The sequence below is a fragment of the Kaistia terrae genome (assembly GCF_026344005.1).
Classification (GTDB): domain Bacteria; phylum Pseudomonadota; class Alphaproteobacteria; order Rhizobiales; family Kaistiaceae; genus Kaistia; species Kaistia terrae.
This window is the reverse complement of sequence record NZ_JAPKNH010000001.1, coordinates 153,105-171,114: the sequence shown is the minus strand read 5'-3', so window position 1 is coordinate 171,114 and position 18,010 is coordinate 153,105. Positions and strand designations below refer to the sequence as shown.

Sequence of the window (18,010 nt, the reverse complement as noted above, 5' to 3'; positions counted from 1 at the left end):
CACCGTTCCGGTCCCGCCACCATTTCCCCGAATGACAGATCGAAACGATGCCGAAGACAGTCCTGGCGCTCCGCCATGTCCAGTTCGAGGACCTTGGCGTGTTCGCGCCGGCCCTCGCCGATGCAGGCTTCTCCATCACCTATCGCGATGCAGGTGACGCCGATTTCCTGGCCGGCGATCCCTTGGCGCCCGACCTGCTGGTCGTGCTCGGCGGGCCGATCGGCGTTTATGAGGACGAGACCTATCCCTTCCTCAGGGCGGAGCGCGACTTCATCGCCCGAAGGCTGGCGTCCGGCCGCCCGACGCTTGGCCTCTGCCTCGGGGCGCAACTGATAGCGGCGGCGCTCGGCAGCCGTGTGTTCCCATCCGGGGTCAAGGAAATCGGCTTCGCGCCGGTGACGCTGACCCCTGCCGGTGCCGAAAGCCCGCTGCGTCATCTCGAAGGCGGCCCGGTGCTGCATTGGCACGGCGATACCTATGACCTGCCGGAGGGGGCAATTCATCTGGCGTCGACGGGCCCCTGCCCGCAGCAGGCCTTCTCGCTCGGGCCATCGATCCTCGCCCTGCAGTTCCATCCCGAGGCGGATACCGGCCCGCGCTTCGAGCGCTGGCTGGTCGGCCATGCGGCCGAGCTGGCAGGCGCCGGCATCGATATCCCGGCCCTGCGGCGGGAGGCGGCACAATATGGTCCCGCTCTGGCCGGACGCGCCGACGCGCTGATGCGCGAATGGCTGGCGCAGGCAGGCCTCGCCGGAGCGCACTAGACGCTCCCCCGAAAACGAAAAACCCCGACGCAAGGCCGGGGTTTCCGTATTCAAATCCGATCCGTGGGATCAGACGGCCTTCTCGTACTGCTCCAGGACGTAGTCCCAGTTGATCAGGCTGTCTACGAACGCCTCGAGGTACTTCGGGCGGGCGTTGCGGTAGTCGATGTAATAGGAGTGCTCCCAGACGTCGACGCCGAGGATCGGGATCGCGCCGCCATGGACGAGCGGGTTCTCGCCGTTCGGGGTCTTGGAGATGGCGAGCTTGCCATCCTTGACCGCGACCCAGGCCCAGCCGGAACCGAACTGCGTCGTGCCGGCAGCGATGAAATCGGCGCGGAACTTGTCATAGCCGCCGAGGTCGGAATCAAACGCCGCCTGCAGCTTGCTCGGAAGCTTCTTGCCGCCGCCGTCCTTCTTCATCCAGTTCCAGAAATGGAGATGGTTGTAGTGCTGGCCGGCATTGTTGAAGAGGCCGGCATTCTTGCCGTAGCTCTCCTTGACGATCTCTTCCAGGCTCTTGCCCTCGAGGCCCGAGTCCTTCAGCAGATTGTTGCCGTTGGTGACATAGGCCTGGTGATGCTTGTCGTGATGGTACTCGAGGGTTTCCTTCGACATGAAGGGACCGAGCGCTTCGTAGTCATACGGCAGCGGCGGAAGTTCGAAAGCCATGGGAGACTCCTATCGACCATGTCGGTGGGTTTGGGGCACGTCAGAAAAACGACGCCCCGGCGGGAAGGTTCCGAACGCAACATAGGCAGCGCCGGGTCGTCCGGCAACTCGTCTCCGCCCGGATGCACAATCAAAGGTATGCGGTTTTCGATCCGCGCCCGGCCCCGCAAAGCGACATGCGCGAAGACGCTGGAAAGGCGATCATATTTGCGTGACCGCAACGCCTTCCGACTTGCCCCTGTCATCGTTCGTCGCGACAGTTAGAATGATTCCGAACACCACAACGGAGGATTGTCGATGCGATTCAAGATCATACTGGCCGGACTGGCCCTGACGCTGGGAGCCGCGGGCCTTGCCCATGGCGCCGACGACGTCATCGCCCAGCGCCAGGCGCTGATGAAGGACAATGCCGGCGCCGCCAAGACGATCTTCCAGATGGTGCAGGGCAAGACCCCCTATGACGCCGCGGCTGCCCAGGCGGCGTTCGAAAAGATCGCTGCCGACATGAAGACCTTCCCGACCCTGTTCCCGGAAGGATCCGACCAGGGCAAGACCACCGCCTCCCCGGCGATCTGGCAGGACAAGGCCGGCTTCGAGGCCATCGCCGCGAAGATGGGAGCGGCCGCCACCGCCGGCGCTGCCGCCGCTGCGGGCGGGCTCGACGCCATCAAGGCATCGGCCGGCGAAGTCGGCGCCAGCTGCCAGAGCTGCCACGAGAAATTCCGCGTCAAGAAATCCTGACCGTGCGGGTGCGCTCCGCTGCCCTCGCCGTCGTCGCCGTCGCAGCCGTTTCTGCGGCGGCCTTCTGGTTCATGACCGCGCCGCAGCCGCTCAGCGCCGCCGTGCTGCCCGACAAGCCGGGTGACGCGGCCAAGGGCGAGCGGCTGTTCTGGGCCGGTGGCTGCGCATCCTGTCACGCCGCGCCGGGTGCGGCCGGCGACGATCTGCTGAAACTTTCCGGCGGGGTGGCGATAGCCTCCCCGTTCGGCACCTTCCACGCGCCCAACCTTTCGCCCGACAAGACGCATGGCATAGGCAACTGGAGCACGCTCGATTTCGTCAACGCGATGAAACGCGGCCTCGCGCCGGACGGCAGCCATCTCTATCCGGCCTTCCCCTACACGTCCTACCAGCGGATGACCGTGCCGGATCTCCTCGATCTAAAGGCCTATCTCGACACGCTGCCGGCGGACGCCACTGCCAACCAGCCGCATGACCTGCCCTTCCCGTTCTCGATCCGGCGCGGCATCGGACTCTGGAAATGGCTCTATCTCGACGGCAAGACCTTCACGCCCGATCCGGCCAAGAGCGAGGCTGTCAATCACGGCGCCTATCTCGTCGAGGGTCCGGGCCACTGCAACGAATGCCACACGCCGCGCACGGCATTGGGCGGGCTGGAGATGGACCGCTCGCTCGGCGGCGCACCGGACCCATCCGGCAAGGGCAAGGTTCCTGACATCACCTCCGGCGGGCTCGGCGACTGGAGCGCCGACGACATCGCCAACGCGCTCGATACCGGCTTCACGCCGGAGTTCGATTCGCTCGGCGGCACGATGGCCGAAGTCGTGCGCAACATGGCGAAGCTGACGGCCGAGGACCGGGAGGCGATTGGCGAATATCTGAAGCAGGTGCCTCCGGTGGCTTCAGCGACGAAGCCCTGAACTTTTTTCCCCCAGCTTGTCCGAATCGTCGATGGCCCCGCGACATTGTCGTGAAGAACGGGAATGGTCCCGCTTCTCGAACCGCACAGAGATATCCATGCAATACGCCTTGTTCTTCTACGAAACCGAGATGCAGTTCACGACGCGGGATCACAACGCGGAAACGGAAGCCTATTGGGGCGCCTGGAAGGCCTATGTCGACGACATCAGCGCTTCCGGCATCGTGCGTGGCGGAGAAGGCCTGCTCGGACCGGAGACCGCGACGTCGTTGCGTATCCGTGACGGCCAGAACCAGGTCCAGGACGGACCGTTTGCCGATGCGAAGGAGCAACTGGCCGGCTTCTTCGTGATCGAAGTGGCGGACATCGACGCGGCGCTCGCCTGGGCCGCCAAGGCGCCCTGCGCGCCGTTCGGCGGCGTTGAAATCCGGCCGACGCTGCCGCAGATGTAGGGATCCCGGCAAAGTTGCGAGATCGTTGATGGCGACAGGACGCGTCGAGCAAGCGGTTCGCGAGAGCTACGGCCGGCTCGTCGCCATTCTTTCCGCTCGCGGCCGTGACATCGAGGCGGCCGAGGACGGGCTCGCCGACGCGATTGTCGCCGCGCTGGAGCAGTGGCCCGAGCAAGGCATCCCGGAACGGCCCGAGGCCTGGTTGCTGGCCGTCGCGCGGCGGCGCCTGATCGACCGAACGCGGCGGTCGGCGACCGACGCTGCGTTGTCGCGCTCGCTCGCTCTCCTTACCGATCTTGTCGGAGAAGTCGATCTCGCGGCGCCGCGCTTCCCGGACGAGCGGCTGAAGCTGCTGTTCGTCTGCGCCCATCCAGCGATTGATCCCGGCATTCATGCGCCGCTGATGCTGCAGAGCGTGCTCGGCCTCAACGCCGCCCGCATCGCCGCCGCCTTCGTGGTGTCGCCGGATGCGATGGGGCGGCGGCTGACCCGCGCCAAGGTGAAGATCCGCGACGCCGGCATCGGCTTCGAACTGCCCGAAACGCACGAACTCCCCGGTCGGCTGGAGCCGGTGCTCGCCGCGATCTATGCGACCTTCAACAGCGGATGGGATGGGGCGCACAATGATCTCCAGCGCCACGATCTCGCCGCCGAGGCCCTCTGGCTCGGACGGACATTGACGGAACGGATGCCGCAGGAACCCGAAGCGTTCGGCCTGCTGGCGCTGATGCTGCATCTCGACGCGCGCAAAGACGCTCGTCGCGCGCGCGACGGGGCCTATGTGCCGCTTTCCAAGCAGGATGCTGCACTGTGGTCGCGAACGCGGCTTGCCGAGGCAGAGACGACGCTAGCCCGCGCCGCGGCGTTCGGGCAGCCGGGACGGTACCAGTTCGAGGCGGCGATTCAGTCTGCCCATGTCGGACATCGGCTGACCGGCGCGCCGGATCGCGCGACCATCGCCGCGCTCTACGAAAAGCTGTTTCGCAGTGCCCCACGTCTGGGCGTCGCCGTCAGCCGGGCGGCCGCAACAGCGGAAGCGCATGGCGTCAGGGCCGGGCTGGCGCTCCTGGCCGAAATCGATGCGGCCCGCGTCGAGACCTACCAGCCGTTCTGGGCGGTGCGGGCGGATCTGCTTTCGCGTACCGATGCGCATGGCGAAGCTATCGAGGCCTATGACCGCGCGATAAGGCTCGCAACCGACCCGGCCGTCCGGTCCTACTTGACCGAACGGCGGGCGCGGCTTTTGTCCTGACGCGGTTCAGCGCTCCGTCGGGCCGATCCATTTGGCCAGCGCCACCGGCTGGTAGTTCTCATAGCGGTCGAGCAGCGTGACCGGATTGTCGTCGACGATCAGCATGTCGCGGTGCTCGGCGCGGACGAAGCCGGCATCGACGGTGTGATCGAGGAAGGCGTCGAGCTTCTCGTAGAAATTGGCGACGTCGAGCAGGCCGACCGGCTTCTTGTGGTAGCCGAGCTGGCCCCAGGTCCAGATCTCGAACAATTCCTCCAGCGTGCCGAGCCCGCCCGGCAGCGCGACGAAACCGGTCGAAAGGTCGGCCATGAGCTGCTTGCGCTCATGCATCGAACTGACGACATGCAGCTGCGTCAGGCCGATATGGGCGATTTCCTTGTCGCGCAGCGCCTCGGGGATCACCCCGATCACCTCGCCGCCGGCCAGCAGCGCCGCATCGGCGACCGCGCCCATCAGCCCGACCTTCGAGCCGCCATAGACCAGCGCCGCACCGCGATCCGCGATGGCGCGTCCCAATGCCATCGCCGCATCGCGATATTCCGGCCGATAGCCGGCGCTCGAACCGCAGAAAACGCAGATCTTCACGAAGCGACCTCCTCGGACAGCGCTGAAAGAATACGCGCCCAGGAGCGGATGCCGCCATGGAAGCTGGAGAGATTGTATTTCTCGTTCGGCGAATGGATGCGGTCGTTTTCCTGTGCGAAGCCGACCATCAGTGCGTCGAGGCCGAGCACGGTCTTGAAGTCGCCGGCGACAGGAATTGAACCGCCGGAGCCGACGACCATGCACTCATTGCCCCACTCGTCGGTCAGCGCCGCGCGGGTCTTCACCAGCGCCGGGTTATCAGCCGACAGGCGGATGCCCGGCGAGCCGCCATGCTGGGTGAATTCGACGGTGCAATCGGCCGGCAACTTCGACTGGACATAGGCGCGGAAGGCGGCGCGGATCTTGTCGGGATCCTGCTTGTCGACGAGGCGGAACGAGACCTTGGCGAAGGCCTGCGAGGCGATCACCGTCTTGAAGCCCTTGCCGGTATAGCCGCCCGAGATGCCGTTGACCTCGCAGGTCGGCCGCGCCCAGATCTTCTCCAGCACGCTGCGGTCGGTCTCGCCGGCGGGAATCGAAAGGCCGACTTCGCCGAGGAACGCTTCCGGATCGAAGCCGAGCGACTGCCACTGCTGGCGGGTGCTGTCGGGGATCTCGCCGACGCCGTCATAGAAGCCCGGCAGCGTGACGCGGCCGTTCTCGTCACGCAGGCCGTCGAGGATCGAGACGAGAACGTGGATCGGGTTGCGGGCGGCGCCGCCATACATGCCCGAATGCAGGTCGCGCGATGCGGCGGTGATGGTGATCTCTTCGCCGACCAGACCGCGCAGCATGGTGGTGACCGCCGGCGTATTGGCGTTCCACATGTTGGTGTCGCAGACAAAGGCGAAATCAGCGGCCAGTTCGTCCTTGTTGGCCTGCATGAACGGCACGAGGCTTGGCCCGCCGGACTCCTCCTCCCCCTCGAGCAGGATCGAGACGGGGATCGGCAGCGTGCCGGTGACGGCCTTCCAGGCGCGGAACGCCTCGATGAAGGTCATCAACTGGCCCTTGTCGTCCGAGGTGCCACGGGCGACGATCTGCTTGGTGCCGTCGGCGGCGGTAACGATGCGCGGCTCGAACGGCGCGGTTTCCCAAAGCTCCAGCGGGTCGACCGGCTGCACGTCGTAATGGCCATAGAACAGGGCGCGCGGACCCTTGCCGCCGTCCTGGTGGCCGACGACCATCGGGTGACCGGCGGTCGGACGCGCGCTGGCGTCGAAGCCGATCGAAGCAAGATCGGCGGCGATCATGTCGGCTGCTTCGCGACAGGCGCCGGCATAGGCGGGATCGGTCGAAATGCTCTCGACGCGGATGAGCTTGAACAGCCTTTCGAGGCTGTTTTCGATGTCGGCATCGATATGGGCGAGAACGTCGGCGAGGCGATCGGACACGAGCGGGCTCCAGGGGAAACGAGCGCGCAGGCACGCGCGATAAACGGTCCTGATACGCTCAAGGCCCACAAAAGAAAAGGCAAGCGCTTGTTGACGGAGTGAGCACAATTCGCCGCATTGCGTGGCATCGGTGGAATACCCACCTTACAGATCAAGTCGAGACGACAAACCATTCCCGCCGTCCAAACCATTCCCGCCGTCCGTGACGGCCTCTCCCCTAGGATGTGATTGATGAAGCTCTTCTACGCTCCGGGCGCGTGTTCGCTCTCGCCCCATATCGCCCTGCGCGAAGCCGGCCTGCCTTTCGACATCGTCAAGGTGGACCTGCGCGACAAGGCAACCGAGAGCGGCGGCGACTTCAAGGCAATCAATCCGAAGGGCTATGTTCCCGCGCTGGAGCTTGAAGACGGCAGCATCGTCACCGAGGGCCCGGTCATCGTCCAGATGATCGCCGATCTCGTGCCGAAGTCCGGCCTTGCCCCCGCCTTCGGCACCCGCGAGCGCTACCAGCTGATGGATTGGCTCGCCTTCATCTCGACCGAGCTGCACAAGGGCTTCAGCCCGCTGTTCAACCCGGCGACGAATGAGGAAGCCAAGAAGAGCGTCAAGGAACGCCTGACGCTGCGCTTCGCCTATCTGACCGAAGCACTGGGCGACAAGCCCTACCTGATGGGCGAGAATTTCAGCGTGGCCGATGGCTATCTGTTCACGGTGCTGCGCTGGGCCAAGAGCTTCAAGTTCGACGTCGGCTCCAAGCTGGACGCCTATTTCGACCGCGTCGCCGCCCGTCCGGCGGTCCAGCAGGCGCTCGAGGCTGAAGGCCTGCGCGCCGCCGCCTGATCGGACAGCGTTTGTCTCGCGAATAAAGAAAATCCCCGGAGTTTCGCTCCGGGGATTTTTTTGTGTCCGTCGTCGGCGATCAGCGTGTGCGCAGGATGCTGCCAAGCACGCCGCGCACGATGGAGCGGCCGACCGAGCCGCCGATCGAGCCGGCGACGCTCTTGCCGATACTGGCAGCCATATCCCCCGCCACTCGGTTTGTGACGGTGCGCGTCACGTCACGCGCGACGCGCTGGGTTGCGGTGAAGCGCTCGCCGCGCTTCTTGTCGGTGCCGAGTAGCGAACCAAGAATGCCGCCGATATCGAAGCCGCTCGCCGTCGGCGGTGCGCTGGCATCGGGCTCAGCCGGAGCGTTGGCCGCCACCTGGCGGCCGAGGATCTCATAGGCCGACTCGCGATCGATGGTCTTGTCATAGGCGATGCCGATCGGGCTCGTGGCGATGATCTGGCGGCGCTCGGCCTCTGTCACCGGGCCGATGCGCGAGGACGGCGGACGGATGAAGGTCCGCGCGACGATGCTGGGCACGCCCTTCGGCTCCAGCGTCGAGACCAGCGCCTCGCCGACGGCCAGCTGGGTGATCACATCCATCGTCTTGAAGGCGGGATTGGGCCGGAACGTATCGGCCGCGACCTTGACCGCCTTCTGGTCGCGCGGCGTGTAGGCGCGCAGCGCGTGCTGGACGCGATTGCCCAGCTGCGACAGCACGCTGTCCGGCACGTCGAGCGGGTTCTGGGTGACGAAATAGACGCCGACGCCCTTCGAGCGGATCAGCTTCACCACCTGCTCGACCTTTTCGAGCAACGCCTTCGGCGCCTCGTCGAACAGCAAATGCGCTTCATCAAAGAAGAAGACCAGGCGCGGCTTGGTCGGATCGCCGACTTCCGGCAGCACCTCGAACAGCTCCGACAGCAGCCAGAGCAGGAAGGTGGCGTAAAGGCGCGGCGAATTCATCAGCTTGTCGGCGGCGAGCACGTTGACCATGCCGCGACCGTCCGTCGTCGTGCGCATCAAATCGGCGATGTTCAACGCTGGTTCGCCGAAGAACGAATCGCCTCCCTGGTTTTCCAAAACAAGCAGCTGGCGCTGGATCGCGCCGACCGAAGCCTTGGTGACGTTGCCGTATTTCGCCTGGATGCGATCGGCGTTCTCGGCCATGAAGCCGAGCATGGCGCGCAGATCCTTGAGGTCCAGCAGCAGCAGGCCTTCCTCATCGGCGACGCGGAAGGCGATGGTCAGCACGCCCTCTTGCGTATCATTGAGGTTCATCAACCGCGCCAGAAGCAGCGGCCCCATCTCGCTCACCGTGGTGCGGATCGGGTGACCCTGCTGGCCGAACAGATCCCAGAAGATCGTCGGGCAGGCGCCGAACTTGTATTCGTCCTTGAAGCCGATTTCCTCTGCCCGCTTCAGGAGAAAATCCTTCGCCTCGCCCGCCTCGGCGATGCCCGAGAGATCGCCCTTCACGTCGGCGCAGAACACCGGGACACCGGCGTCGGAAAAGCCCTGTGCCATCACCTGCAACGTCACGGTCTTGCCCGTGCCGGTGGCGCCGGTGACCAGTCCATGCCGGTTGGCGAGGCCGAGCAGAAGGTATTCCGGCTTGTCGCTCGTCCCGAGATAGATCTTGTCCGCTTCCAGCATCGGCATCGACACATTCCTCTGGCGCCGCCGCTCCGTGGATCGAAGGGCTCTTGCGACCTTATAGAACCCAATTCGTTCCGTGCAATCTACCGTCGCGCGGCCCACGCGACGACACGACTTGCCATCGCGCAACGCACGGGCGAACATCCCGATCTAGACTTCTAACACTTGGGATTCGCTCAGGAGAGTTCGAGAATGTCTTACCCGATCAAGGATATCGAAGGCATCGGTCCTGTCTTCGCAGAAAAGCTGATTGCCGTGGGAGTCCGCACGACCGGCGCTCTTCTTGAGCAGGCGAAAGATCCGAAGGGTCGAAAGGCGCTTGCCGCGACGTCCGGTCTTGATGAAAGCAAGATCCTCAAATGGGCCAACATGGCCGATCTGATGCGCATCAAGGGCGTGGCGGAGGAATATTCCGAGCTGCTGGAAGCCGCCGGCGTCGACACCGTCAAGGAATTGAAGACGCGTCGGGCCGACAATCTGACCGCCAAGATGGTCGAGATCAACACGGCGAAGAAGCTCGTGCGCCAGCTCCCATCGGAAAAGATCGTCGAAGACTGGATCGAGCAGGCGAAAAATCTGCCGCCGATGCTCACCTACTAGGCTGACATGTCACAGGGCCTGGCATGCCTTGCCGATGCCAAAGACAACCGACGCGAGTGAACAGAGTTCACACGCCTCGTCCGATCGACTAATAGCCGGGATCGGACCAAGAGTTTCCACGACGCAAGGGCTGCGTAAACTTCCGAACGGGCACCATAATTGAAATGCTACCTGATTAATCTGGATCGCGCGCCACAGCGCCTTCAGTACATGACCACGCTATTGAATCGGGTTGGCGTCGAATTCGTGCGCGTCGCGGCAGTGGACAAGGAAGCCATCTCGGACGCTGAGTTTCAGGAACTCGTGGCGCCGAAGCCAGACCGATGGTCCGCCCTCACCCGGGGCGAACTGGCCTGCTTCCTGAGCCATCGGCATTGCCTTGAACTGATCGCCGCAGGAGAAGATCGCTACGCAGCCATCCTGGAGGACGATCTGCATCTCGCCGGAAATGTGAGGGATTATCTTTGCAGCGATGCTTGGATTCCGCCGGATGCCGATGTCGTCAAGCTGGAAACCGGCTGCTACACCGTCAACGATAGCGGAAGGATCCGGATCAACAGGAACGGCCTGAACATTGTCGGTGACCGCAAGTTGTTCAGGATCTACTCGACCCACCTTGGCACCGGATTTTACGTCGTCTCCAGAGAGTTTTGCCGACGCGTCCTATCGCGGATGGCGAAATACGAAGAGAGCATCGACGTCCTGATATTTGACAACCAGAATGGGTTGGCCGATAGCCTGACGATCTATCAGATGCTCCCCGCTCCCGGGATCCAGGATAGCGTCCGGCGTGGGCCAAAGCTGGACGCGTTGAAAAGCAGCCTGGTCGAGGCACGCGACAAGGTGCTGGCCGTCGGGCGCGACAGGCCGCCGGGCAAACTCCGGGGCATCAAGAAATTGCGCCGGGAGCTCTTGAGGCCATTCAAGCAATTGGCCCGGGGACTTTTGTCTGCATCGGCAACCCTGATCGACTGGGCGACTTCCGATTTGCGCTGGATCGATGCCTATCAATTCCGCGATTCCGACTTTGCCGATGCGGCAACGGTCGGCGACGCCAGGGCGTCCGCGAAACGTGGTCATTCGAAGAGCAACTTGACAATGCCGGCCGCCGTTCCGGTGGGCGGGGCGGCCTCCGGAACGGCGCCGGTGCGCACATCGCCGAAACGATCCGCGCGCGGTTAGGTCGACAAGCCTGCCGGGAGGCCGGAGACAAGATCGCCAACCTTGTTATCGAGTTACGCAGCCGGTGGATCGAAAGTTTCGGCCGCTGCAGATTTTTTTTCGCCTCCGATCGGACCATCAGAGAGCAGAGAGGAACCCGGCCTTGCGGCCGGGTTCCGTTTGCACAATTACGGGATCAGGACGGCGTTGATGACGTGGATCACGCCGTTCGACTGGTTGACGTCGGCAATCGTGACCTGCGCCTTGTCACCCTTGGAGTCGATGACCCAGACCTTCTTGCCGTCGACCTGGATCTTGAGCGACTCGCCCTGCACGGTCTTGTATTCCGCCATGCCGTTCATCTTCTTCGCGGCGGCCATGATATCGGCGGCAGAGAGCTTGCCCGGTACGACGTGATAGGTCAGGACGGCGGTCAGCTTGTCCTTGTTGGCGGGCTCGAGCAGCGTCTCGACGGTGCCCTTCGGCAGCTTGGCGAAGGCCTCGTTGGTCGGTGCGAAGACGGTGAACGGACCGGCGCCCGACAGCGTGTCGACAAGACCGGCTGCCTTGACGGCTGCGACCAGCGTCGTGTGATCCTTGGAGTTGACCGCGTTCTCGATGATGTTCTTGTTGGGATACATCGCCGCGCCGCCGACCATCACGGTCTTGGCAAAGCTGGGGGTTGCGACGGTGGCAACGCCGCCGAAGGCAATGGTAGCGACAGCAGCTGCACGGACGATATTGGCAAAACGAGACATTAGACTTCCTCCTGTAACGTCGGGATCATCCCAAACGCCAAACCAGATCTAATTTTCGAAGTCACGCATCAGACACCCAAGCAAACTGGAATTCGGCAAAGCTATATCGTCGACTGAAACCACACGTGTTTCCGTGCGCCTTCGATCCGAAGCCAATTCCAAGCTTGTCGTGATTTTGTCCGAAACGTCCTTCTGCTACCTTATACGGAGCTACACGGAAACGGTTTCAGGTGATCGAAGAAAAATCTCGCCCGTCGACGTCGGCGGAAGCGGGCCTGAGAGAATCCCACCTGCGACGCGGTGTATCGAAGGCACGCCATTGCTTGCGCGGGCGAGACGCGCGCCATAATCTCCCGCGCCGAGTGGAGTACCTGATGAAACCGACCAATCCCGTCTATACCGGCCTTCCGACCACCATCTTCGAGGTGATGTCGCGGCTTGCGATCGAACACGGCTCCATCAATCTCGGCCAGGGGTTTCCCGATGTCGACGGACCGGAGGACGTGCGCCGGATGGCGGCCGAGGCGCTGATCGCCGGGCCGAACCAGTACCCACCGATGATGGGCGTGCCGGCGCTGCGCCAGGCTGTGGCCGCGGCCAACAAGCGCTTCTACGATCTCGATGTCGACTGGAAGACCGAGGTTCTGGTCACCTCCGGCGCCACGGAAGCGCTCGCCGATATCATCACCTCGCTGATCGAGCCGGGCGACGAGATTGTGCTCATCGAGCCGCTCTATGACTGCTATCTGCCGCTGGTACGCCGGGCGGGCGGTATTGCGAAGCTCGTGCGCGTGACGCCGCCGCACTGGAAGCTCGACGCCGACGAACTCGCCGCCGCCTTCTCCGACAAGACCAAGGCGGTGTTGCTCAACAATCCGATGAACCCCGCCGCCAAGGTTTTTACCCGCGAAGAGCTGGGATTGATCGCGGAGCTGTGCGTGCGCTTCGACGCCTATGCGATCTGCGACGAGGTGTATGAGCACATCATTTTTGATGACCGTGAGCATATCCCGCTCATGACGCTGCCGGGCATGCGCGAGCGCACCGTCCGCATCGGCTCGGCCGGCAAGACCTTTTCGCTGACCGGCTGGAAGGTCGGCTATGTCACGGCGACGCCGCGACTGCTCGACCCGATCGCCAAGGCGCACCAGTTCACCACCTTCACGACGCCGGCTGCGCTTCAGACGGCCGTGGCCTATGGCTTGGCCAAGGAAGATGCGTATTACGCCGGCCTCGCCGGTGACCTGGCGAAGAAGCGCGACCGCCTTGCTTCGGGACTGGCGCGTCTCGGCTTTGGCGTCGTGCCGTGCGACGGCACCTATTTCGTCACCGCCGATATCGCGCCGCTCGGCCTTGCCGCGAGCGATGTCGAGGTCTGCCAGCGCATGACCGTGGAAGCGGGCGTGACAGCCGTTCCGGTCTCTGCCTTCTATGACGGCAACGCGCCCTCGACCTTCGTGCGCTTCTGCTTCTCCAAGCAGGACTCCATCCTTGATTCCGCGCTGGAGCGACTCGCGACCTGGATCGAAAAGCGCGTCAAGGCGGTGGCTTGAGCGTTTTCGAGCGAGGTGGGTACCGGTTCGCGTGAAGAAAATGCGGCTGGAACAAGATCTCGAACCTTTCACCCTTCGGTGAAAGGTTCGACCACCGCCTTCCGTCAATTGTCGGCTTCACTCGGCCGGCAGTAGGTCACCGATATACATGACCGGTCCCGTCGCCTGGCCGGTCGGCGAGCCGCCTCTCGGTTCGAGCGAGATCGCCAGCTTTTCGCCGGGCTTCAGCGATACGTTCATTGGCATCAGGTCGCTGAGATTGTCGGCAACGCCCATCGACACAGTCGGCCCGCTGGCAGGAACCTGCCAGAGTTCAAAGCTTTTGTCGGGCGGCGGCGCGTCACCGACGCGACGCAGGCGGATCATGCCGGTATCGATATCGACCGACGCGACGAAAGCGGGTCGCCCACCCTCCCCGTTCAGCACCGCGACGTAGTTTGCGCCGGGCATCGGCGGCGGCACCAGGCGGTCGCTGGCGACAACAATGGCGAGCACGGCCGCCGCGGCACCGAAGCCGATCGTCGCGATCTTCAGACGACGCACGGTGCGCTCGAGCAGTTGCACGCGGGCGCCGGAGCCACCGCTGCGGATGCTGGCGAGGATCGAAGTCCAGAGACTTTGCGGCGGCGCCTGCTCGCCGGCGTCATCGGCCAGCGGCTGCAGTCGCTCGGCCCAGTCGCCGATCGCGGCGCGAAGCGCGGGTTCGCTGGCGCTGCGAGCGTCAACCGCGTCCCGTTCGGGCCGATCGAGCGTGCCGAGCACATACTCTCCGGCCAGACCCTCCATCTCGTTGTTATCGGCCACCGAGGCACTCCTTCAAGGCGATCAGGCTTCGCCGCAGTATCGTCTTCACCGTCGCGACGGGCTTGTCGAAACGTCGCGACAACTCTTCCCGGCTATAGCCGTAGCTATAGGCCAGCAGCACCATTCCTCGCCGGTCCGGCTCCAGCCCTTCCAGGCAGCGCCGCAACTGCGGTCCGGTCAGGCCGTCCGTCGTCGAACCAGGCGCCGGCAGTTTATCCGCCAGCTCCTCGTCCAGCACGACAGCCGTCGCCGAGGCGCGTTCTGGCCCCTTGCGAACCGCGTCGATCGCCGCATGACGGGCAATCGTCGTCATCCATGTGATCGGAGAAGCCAAGGCCGGATCAAATCTGTCAGCATGGTTCCAGATCCGGACCCACGCCTCCTGCAGCGCCTCCTCGGCAGCTGCTTCACTAATGGCAATACGGCGGACCACCGCGAAAAGTTTCGCGGATGTCCGGTCATAAAGCCGCTTGAATGCCGTTTCGTCGCGCGAGGCGACCGCATGCATGAGATCGACCAGATCTGCCTGCCGTGACGGATCGGATGTCCGATAGGTCAAGTTTTTCCTCCCCGCGCCCGGATGCCGGCGGCGCAAGCTTAGGCGAAAGCCTGGCGCGCCACCATGGCCTGCGCGATCTGCCTTGCTACCGCCCTCGGTCATCGCTACATCCCGTCGAATGGCTCCTCCTCTGCTTCTCCTCCAGGACATCCGCCTGACCTTCGGCGGCCGTCCTCTCATCGAAAGCGCGACGCTCTCGGTCTCCGCCGGCGAACGGCTGTGCTTTGTCGGCCGCAACGGCTCGGGCAAGTCGACGCTGCTCAAAATCGCCGCCGGCACGGTCGAGGCCGATTCCGGCACGCGCTTCGTGCAGCCAGGCGCGACGCTGCGCTACCTGCCGCAGGAGCCGGACCTGTCCGCCTATGCGACCGTGCGCGCCTATGTCGAGGCCGGTCTCGGGCCGGGCGACGACACCTATCGCGCCACCATGCTGATGGAATCGCTGGGGCTGACGGGCGAGGAAGCGCCGAACACGCTTTCGGGCGGCGAAGCACGCCGCGCGGCCCTCGCGCGCGCCATCGCGCCGGAGCCGGATATCCTGCTGCTCGACGAGCCGACCAACCATCTCGACCTGCCCGCGATCGAATGGCTGGAAGAGACGCTGAAGTCGATGCGCTCGGCGCTCGTTCTCATCAGCCATGATCGCCGCTTCCTGGAGCGCCTGTCGAAGGCGACGCTGTGGCTCGATCGCGGCACGACGCGTCGGCTTGAGCAGGGTTTTGGCGCCTTCGAGGAATGGCGCGACGGCATTCTCCATGACGAGGAGAAAGAGCGCGAGCGGCTCGATCGCAAGATCAGCCAGGAAATCGACTGGGTTCGCTACGGCGTCACCGCTAGGCGCAAGCGCAACATGGGCCGCCTGCGCAAGCTCGAAGGGCTGCGCCAGGAGCGCCGCGACCAGCGCCGCACCGTGGGCAGCGTCAATCTGCAGGCCAGCGAAGGCAACCTCTCCGGCAAGGCCGTGGTCGAGGCGATCGACGTCACCAAGTCGTTCGGCGAGCGGGTGATCGTGCGGGAATTCTCGACCCGCATCCAGCGCGGCGACCGGATCGGCCTCGTCGGCGCGAACGGCGCCGGCAAGACGACGCTGCTGAACCTCCTGACCGGCGTGTTGCCGCCCGACTCAGGCATCATCAAGCTCGGCACCAATCTGCAGATGGTGACGCTCGACCAGCGCCGCGAAAGCCTCGATCCCAGCCTTCGCCTCGCCGATGCGCTGACCGAGGGCCGGGGCGACAGCGTCATCGTCAACGGCGAATCCCGCCACGTCATCGGCTACATGAAGGACTTCCTGTTCACGCCCGAGCAGGCGCGCGCGCCGATCACCGCCCTTTCCGGTGGTGAGCGCGGCCGGCTGATGCTGGCGCGGGCGCTTGCCCGCCCGTCCAACCTGCTGGTGCTGGACGAGCCGACCAACGATCTCGACCTCGAGACGCTCGATCTGCTCGAAGAATTGCTCGACGATTATCCGGGCACCATCATGCTGGTCAGCCATGACCGCGACTTCCTCGACCGCGTCGCCACCTCGGTGATCGTGGCGGAGGGCGATGGCCGCTGGACCGATTATGCCGGCGGCTATTCCGACATGCTGATCCAGCGCGGCGCCGCCGCCCCTGCGCGAGCCCTCAACAAGGCCGAGCGCAAGGACGAAAAGAAGACCACGACCGACAAGGGACCGACCTCGAAGGCCAAGATGTCCTTCAAGCAGAAGCACGCGCTGGAAACCCTGCCGGCGAAGATCGAGGCGCTTGGCGCCGAGATCAAGAAGCAGGAGGCGACGCTTGCCCGGCCGAACCTGTTCGCGATCGACCGCAAGGCGTTCGACACCGCCAACGCCAAGCTGACCGCCGCTCAGAACGACCGCGATGCGGCCGAAGAAGAGTGGCTGTTGCTGGAAATGCTGCGCGAGGAACTGGCGGGCTAGTTTTCGCGGCGATGGCCTGAAGCAAGCCCCTCACCCACCCCTCTCCCGCAAGCGGGCGAGGGCTTTTTGGCCTGAGTTGCCTCAGTTTCTCGTGGAGACGCACACCAAGAGGGCTAGGTGAAACCTGCCACCTCGCCCGCTTGCAGGAGAGGGCTGGGGCAAGGGGTCTCCCTACTCGACCGCCCGCACGCTTTCGCGCACGACGAGTTCGCAGGGCAACCGCACCTTCGAGGTCGGGATGCCACCATCCCGCGCCGCCATCCGGCGCAGCAGATCCTGCGCCGCAAGCCGGCCCATCTCGTTACGCGGCTGACGCATGGTGGTCAGCGCCGGATCGTAGTGGACGGCGTATTCCGTATCGTCGAAGCCGATGACGGAAACATCGGATGGAATCCCCACCCCACGATTCTTAAGCGCGCGCATGAACCCGAGCGCGATTTCGTCGGCGGCTGCGAAAACCGCCGTCGGCTTGTCGTCGAGCGCGAAGAAATCCTTCGCCGCCCGCTCGCCGGAAGCAAAATCGAAATTGCTGGCGCCACGCCAGATCAGCGACTCATCGAGCGGAAAACCGACTTCTCGTATTGCATCGCAATATCCGCCCAGCCGCTCCCTCGCCTCCAGCCCGCTCTCGGCGCCGGGGATATGCGCGATGCGGCGATGGCCCTGCGAAATCAGATAGCGCACGGCATCAGCCGAGGCGCCGCGATTGTCGACGTCGAAGACGGAGAATTGCGCCGTGCCGGGGACTTCCGAAAACATCAGGGATACCGGCACCGTGTCCGGCACCGAGACGAATTCCTCGTCGCGCGGCACATTGCCGGTGACGACCAGGACGCCGTCCACCTGCCCTGCCCGGATCACCCGCGCATAGTGCGTTTCCCGGCTACGGCTTTGACGCGTATAGCCAATCAGTACGCCGTACCCGCCTTCCGTAAATACCTCTTCGAGCGCATTCAGCACCGGCGTGAAGAACGAATTGCCGATGCCCGGCAGCAGCACCAGCACCATCTTGGTCGATTTGGCGCGCAGCGAACGGGCGGCGGCGTTGGGCGTGTAGCCGGTTTCGCGGATCGCGGAAAACACCGCCTCGCGGGTTGCCGCGGCGACGCGTTCCGGCAAGGCGATCGCCCGGCTCACTGTGGCGGTGGAAACCCCTGCCCGTCGCGCAACGTCCTGAATCGTGACGGTCCGGGGGGCCGTTTCCGGCTCCGGCGTTCCTAGTGTTCGCACCCTTTGTCCCCTTCCCGCGCCGGTTCTTTTCTTTTGCAGTGCAAAATAACTTTGCGTTGACAGCCGGCTTGGGGAGTATACGGTAGATGTAATCGATTACAAGAATTCGGGCGTTCAAGTCCGGCGGATCGGACGGACGTTCACGAATTGGCGCCTT

Annotated in this window: 18 protein-coding genes; 10 read left to right on the top strand and 8 right to left on the bottom strand. The window is 64.3% G+C overall.

All coding sequences use genetic code 11. The annotated features are described in order from the left end of the window. Positions 1-47 precede the first annotated feature (47 nt). A complete protein-coding gene (locus tag OSH12_RS00825; protein WP_266341601.1) occupies positions 48-764 on the top strand; it encodes a glutamine amidotransferase in 717 nt (238 codons plus the stop codon). Positions 765-833: 69 nt separating this feature from the next. Here the strand turns inward: OSH12_RS00825 and OSH12_RS00820 are convergent, their stop codons facing one another. After that, the gene (locus OSH12_RS00820; RefSeq protein ID WP_266341600.1) at positions 834-1,436 is read right to left on the bottom strand and encodes a superoxide dismutase; all 603 of its coding nucleotides are present in this window, start codon (positions 1,434-1,436) and stop codon (positions 834-836) included. A 297-nt stretch (positions 1,437-1,733) separates the two neighbouring features. Between OSH12_RS00820 and OSH12_RS00815 the strand changes: the two genes are divergently transcribed. The 4 genes from OSH12_RS00815 (at position 1,734) to OSH12_RS00800 (ending at position 4,800) form a co-directional block, all read left to right on the top strand. Next, positions 1,734-2,177, top strand: a complete 444-nt coding sequence (locus OSH12_RS00815; protein WP_266341599.1) for a c-type cytochrome — start codon at positions 1,734-1,736, stop codon at positions 2,175-2,177. A gap of 2 nt (positions 2,178-2,179) precedes the next feature. Continuing rightward, the gene (locus OSH12_RS00810; protein WP_266341598.1) at positions 2,180-3,097 is read left to right on the top strand and encodes a cytochrome c; all 918 of its coding nucleotides are present in this window, start codon (positions 2,180-2,182) and stop codon (positions 3,095-3,097) included. Between the two features lie 97 nt (positions 3,098-3,194). Next, complete coding sequence (locus tag OSH12_RS00805) at positions 3,195-3,548, top strand: YciI family protein (protein WP_266341597.1); 354 nt, start codon at positions 3,195-3,197, stop codon at positions 3,546-3,548. 28 nt (positions 3,549-3,576) lie between these two features. Then, on the top strand, positions 3,577-4,800 hold the full coding sequence (locus OSH12_RS00800; RefSeq protein WP_266341596.1) for an RNA polymerase sigma factor: 1,224 nt from the start codon (positions 3,577-3,579) through the stop codon (positions 4,798-4,800). 6 nt (positions 4,801-4,806) lie between these two features. Here OSH12_RS00800 and OSH12_RS00795 read toward each other — a convergent pair whose 3' ends face one another. Then, the gene (locus tag OSH12_RS00795; RefSeq protein WP_266341595.1) at positions 4,807-5,385 is read right to left on the bottom strand and encodes an LOG family protein; all 579 of its coding nucleotides are present in this window, start codon (positions 5,383-5,385) and stop codon (positions 4,807-4,809) included. Continuing rightward, positions 5,382-6,779, bottom strand: a complete 1,398-nt coding sequence (locus tag OSH12_RS00790) for a M20/M25/M40 family metallo-hydrolase (RefSeq protein WP_266341594.1) — start codon at positions 6,777-6,779, stop codon at positions 5,382-5,384. Before OSH12_RS00790 ends, OSH12_RS00795 begins: the two co-directional genes overlap by 4 nt. A gap of 231 nt (positions 6,780-7,010) precedes the next feature. On the opposite strand from OSH12_RS00790, the gene gstA reads away from it, so the two are divergent. Further along, positions 7,011-7,619, top strand: a complete 609-nt coding sequence (gene gstA, locus OSH12_RS00785) for a glutathione transferase GstA (RefSeq protein WP_266341593.1) — start codon at positions 7,011-7,013, stop codon at positions 7,617-7,619. A gap of 79 nt (positions 7,620-7,698) precedes the next feature. Here the strand turns inward: gstA and OSH12_RS00780 are convergent, their stop codons facing one another. Then, on the bottom strand, positions 7,699-9,261 hold the full coding sequence (locus OSH12_RS00780; protein WP_266342416.1) for a helicase HerA-like C-terminal domain-containing protein: 1,563 nt from the start codon (positions 9,259-9,261) through the stop codon (positions 7,699-7,701). A 195-nt stretch (positions 9,262-9,456) separates the two neighbouring features. Here OSH12_RS00780 and OSH12_RS00775 point away from each other — a divergent pair, with 195 nt between their 5' ends. Both OSH12_RS00775 and OSH12_RS00770 read left to right on the top strand, forming a co-directional pair. Continuing rightward, positions 9,457-9,864, top strand: a complete 408-nt coding sequence (locus OSH12_RS00775) for a DUF4332 domain-containing protein (RefSeq protein WP_266341592.1) — start codon at positions 9,457-9,459, stop codon at positions 9,862-9,864. A 159-nt stretch (positions 9,865-10,023) separates the two neighbouring features. Continuing rightward, the gene (locus tag OSH12_RS00770; RefSeq protein ID WP_266341591.1) at positions 10,024-11,046 is read left to right on the top strand and encodes a glycosyltransferase family 25 protein; all 1,023 of its coding nucleotides are present in this window, start codon (positions 10,024-10,026) and stop codon (positions 11,044-11,046) included. A gap of 167 nt (positions 11,047-11,213) precedes the next feature. Here OSH12_RS00770 and OSH12_RS00765 read toward each other — a convergent pair whose 3' ends face one another. Further along, a complete protein-coding gene (locus OSH12_RS00765; RefSeq protein ID WP_266341590.1) occupies positions 11,214-11,783 on the bottom strand; it encodes a fasciclin domain-containing protein in 570 nt (189 codons plus the stop codon). Between the two features lie 374 nt (positions 11,784-12,157). Here OSH12_RS00765 and OSH12_RS00760 point away from each other — a divergent pair, with 374 nt between their 5' ends. Continuing rightward, positions 12,158-13,336 (top strand): aminotransferase, encoded by a 1,179-nt coding sequence (locus OSH12_RS00760; protein ID WP_266341589.1) that lies wholly within the window; start codon positions 12,158-12,160, stop codon positions 13,334-13,336. A gap of 117 nt (positions 13,337-13,453) precedes the next feature. On the opposite strand, the gene OSH12_RS00755 is transcribed toward OSH12_RS00760, so the two are convergent. After that, on the bottom strand, positions 13,454-14,140 hold the full coding sequence (locus tag OSH12_RS00755) for an anti-sigma factor (RefSeq protein ID WP_266341588.1): 687 nt from the start codon (positions 14,138-14,140) through the stop codon (positions 13,454-13,456). Further along, positions 14,130-14,648: a sigma-70 family RNA polymerase sigma factor gene (locus OSH12_RS00750; protein WP_266342415.1), complete on the bottom strand. Its 519-nt coding sequence runs from the start codon at positions 14,646-14,648 to the stop codon at positions 14,130-14,132. Before OSH12_RS00750 ends, OSH12_RS00755 begins: the two co-directional genes overlap by 11 nt. 169 nt (positions 14,649-14,817) lie before the next feature. Between OSH12_RS00750 and OSH12_RS00745 the strand changes: the two genes are divergently transcribed. Beyond that, positions 14,818-16,623 carry an ABC-F family ATP-binding cassette domain-containing protein gene (locus OSH12_RS00745; RefSeq protein ID WP_266341587.1) on the top strand — a complete coding sequence of 602 codons (1,806 nt, stop codon included), beginning with the start codon at positions 14,818-14,820 and terminating at the stop codon, positions 16,621-16,623. 171 nt (positions 16,624-16,794) lie between these two features. Here OSH12_RS00745 and OSH12_RS00740 read toward each other — a convergent pair whose 3' ends face one another. Then, positions 16,795-17,853, bottom strand: a complete 1,059-nt coding sequence (locus OSH12_RS00740; RefSeq protein ID WP_266341586.1) for a LacI family DNA-binding transcriptional regulator — start codon at positions 17,851-17,853, stop codon at positions 16,795-16,797. Positions 17,854-18,010: the final 157 nt, after the last annotated feature.

Coding starts and splice junctions, on each gene's coding strand:
- OSH12_RS00825 (WP_266341601.1), top strand. CDS start 48: ATGCCGAAGACAGTCCTGGCGCTCCGCCATGTCCAGTTCGAGGACCTT.
- OSH12_RS00820 (WP_266341600.1), bottom strand. CDS start 1,436: ATGGCTTTCGAACTTCCGCCGCTGCCGTATGACTACGAAGCGCTCGGT.
- OSH12_RS00815 (WP_266341599.1), top strand. CDS start 1,734: ATGCGATTCAAGATCATACTGGCCGGACTGGCCCTGACGCTGGGAGCC.
- OSH12_RS00805 (WP_266341597.1), top strand. CDS start 3,195: ATGCAATACGCCTTGTTCTTCTACGAAACCGAGATGCAGTTCACGACG.
- OSH12_RS00800 (WP_266341596.1), top strand. CDS start 3,577: ATGGCGACAGGACGCGTCGAGCAAGCGGTTCGCGAGAGCTACGGCCGG.
- gstA (WP_266341593.1), top strand. CDS start 7,011: ATGAAGCTCTTCTACGCTCCGGGCGCGTGTTCGCTCTCGCCCCATATC.
- OSH12_RS00780 (WP_266342416.1), bottom strand. CDS start 9,261: ATGCTGGAAGCGGACAAGATCTATCTCGGGACGAGCGACAAGCCGGAA.
- OSH12_RS00775 (WP_266341592.1), top strand. CDS start 9,457: ATGTCTTACCCGATCAAGGATATCGAAGGCATCGGTCCTGTCTTCGCA.
- OSH12_RS00765 (WP_266341590.1), bottom strand. CDS start 11,783: ATGTCTCGTTTTGCCAATATCGTCCGTGCAGCTGCTGTCGCTACCATT.
- OSH12_RS00760 (WP_266341589.1), top strand. CDS start 12,158: ATGAAACCGACCAATCCCGTCTATACCGGCCTTCCGACCACCATCTTC.
- OSH12_RS00750 (WP_266342415.1), bottom strand. CDS start 14,648: ATGCATGCGGTCGCCTCGCGCGACGAAACGGCATTCAAGCGGCTTTAT.
- OSH12_RS00745 (WP_266341587.1), top strand. CDS start 14,818: ATGGCTCCTCCTCTGCTTCTCCTCCAGGACATCCGCCTGACCTTCGGC.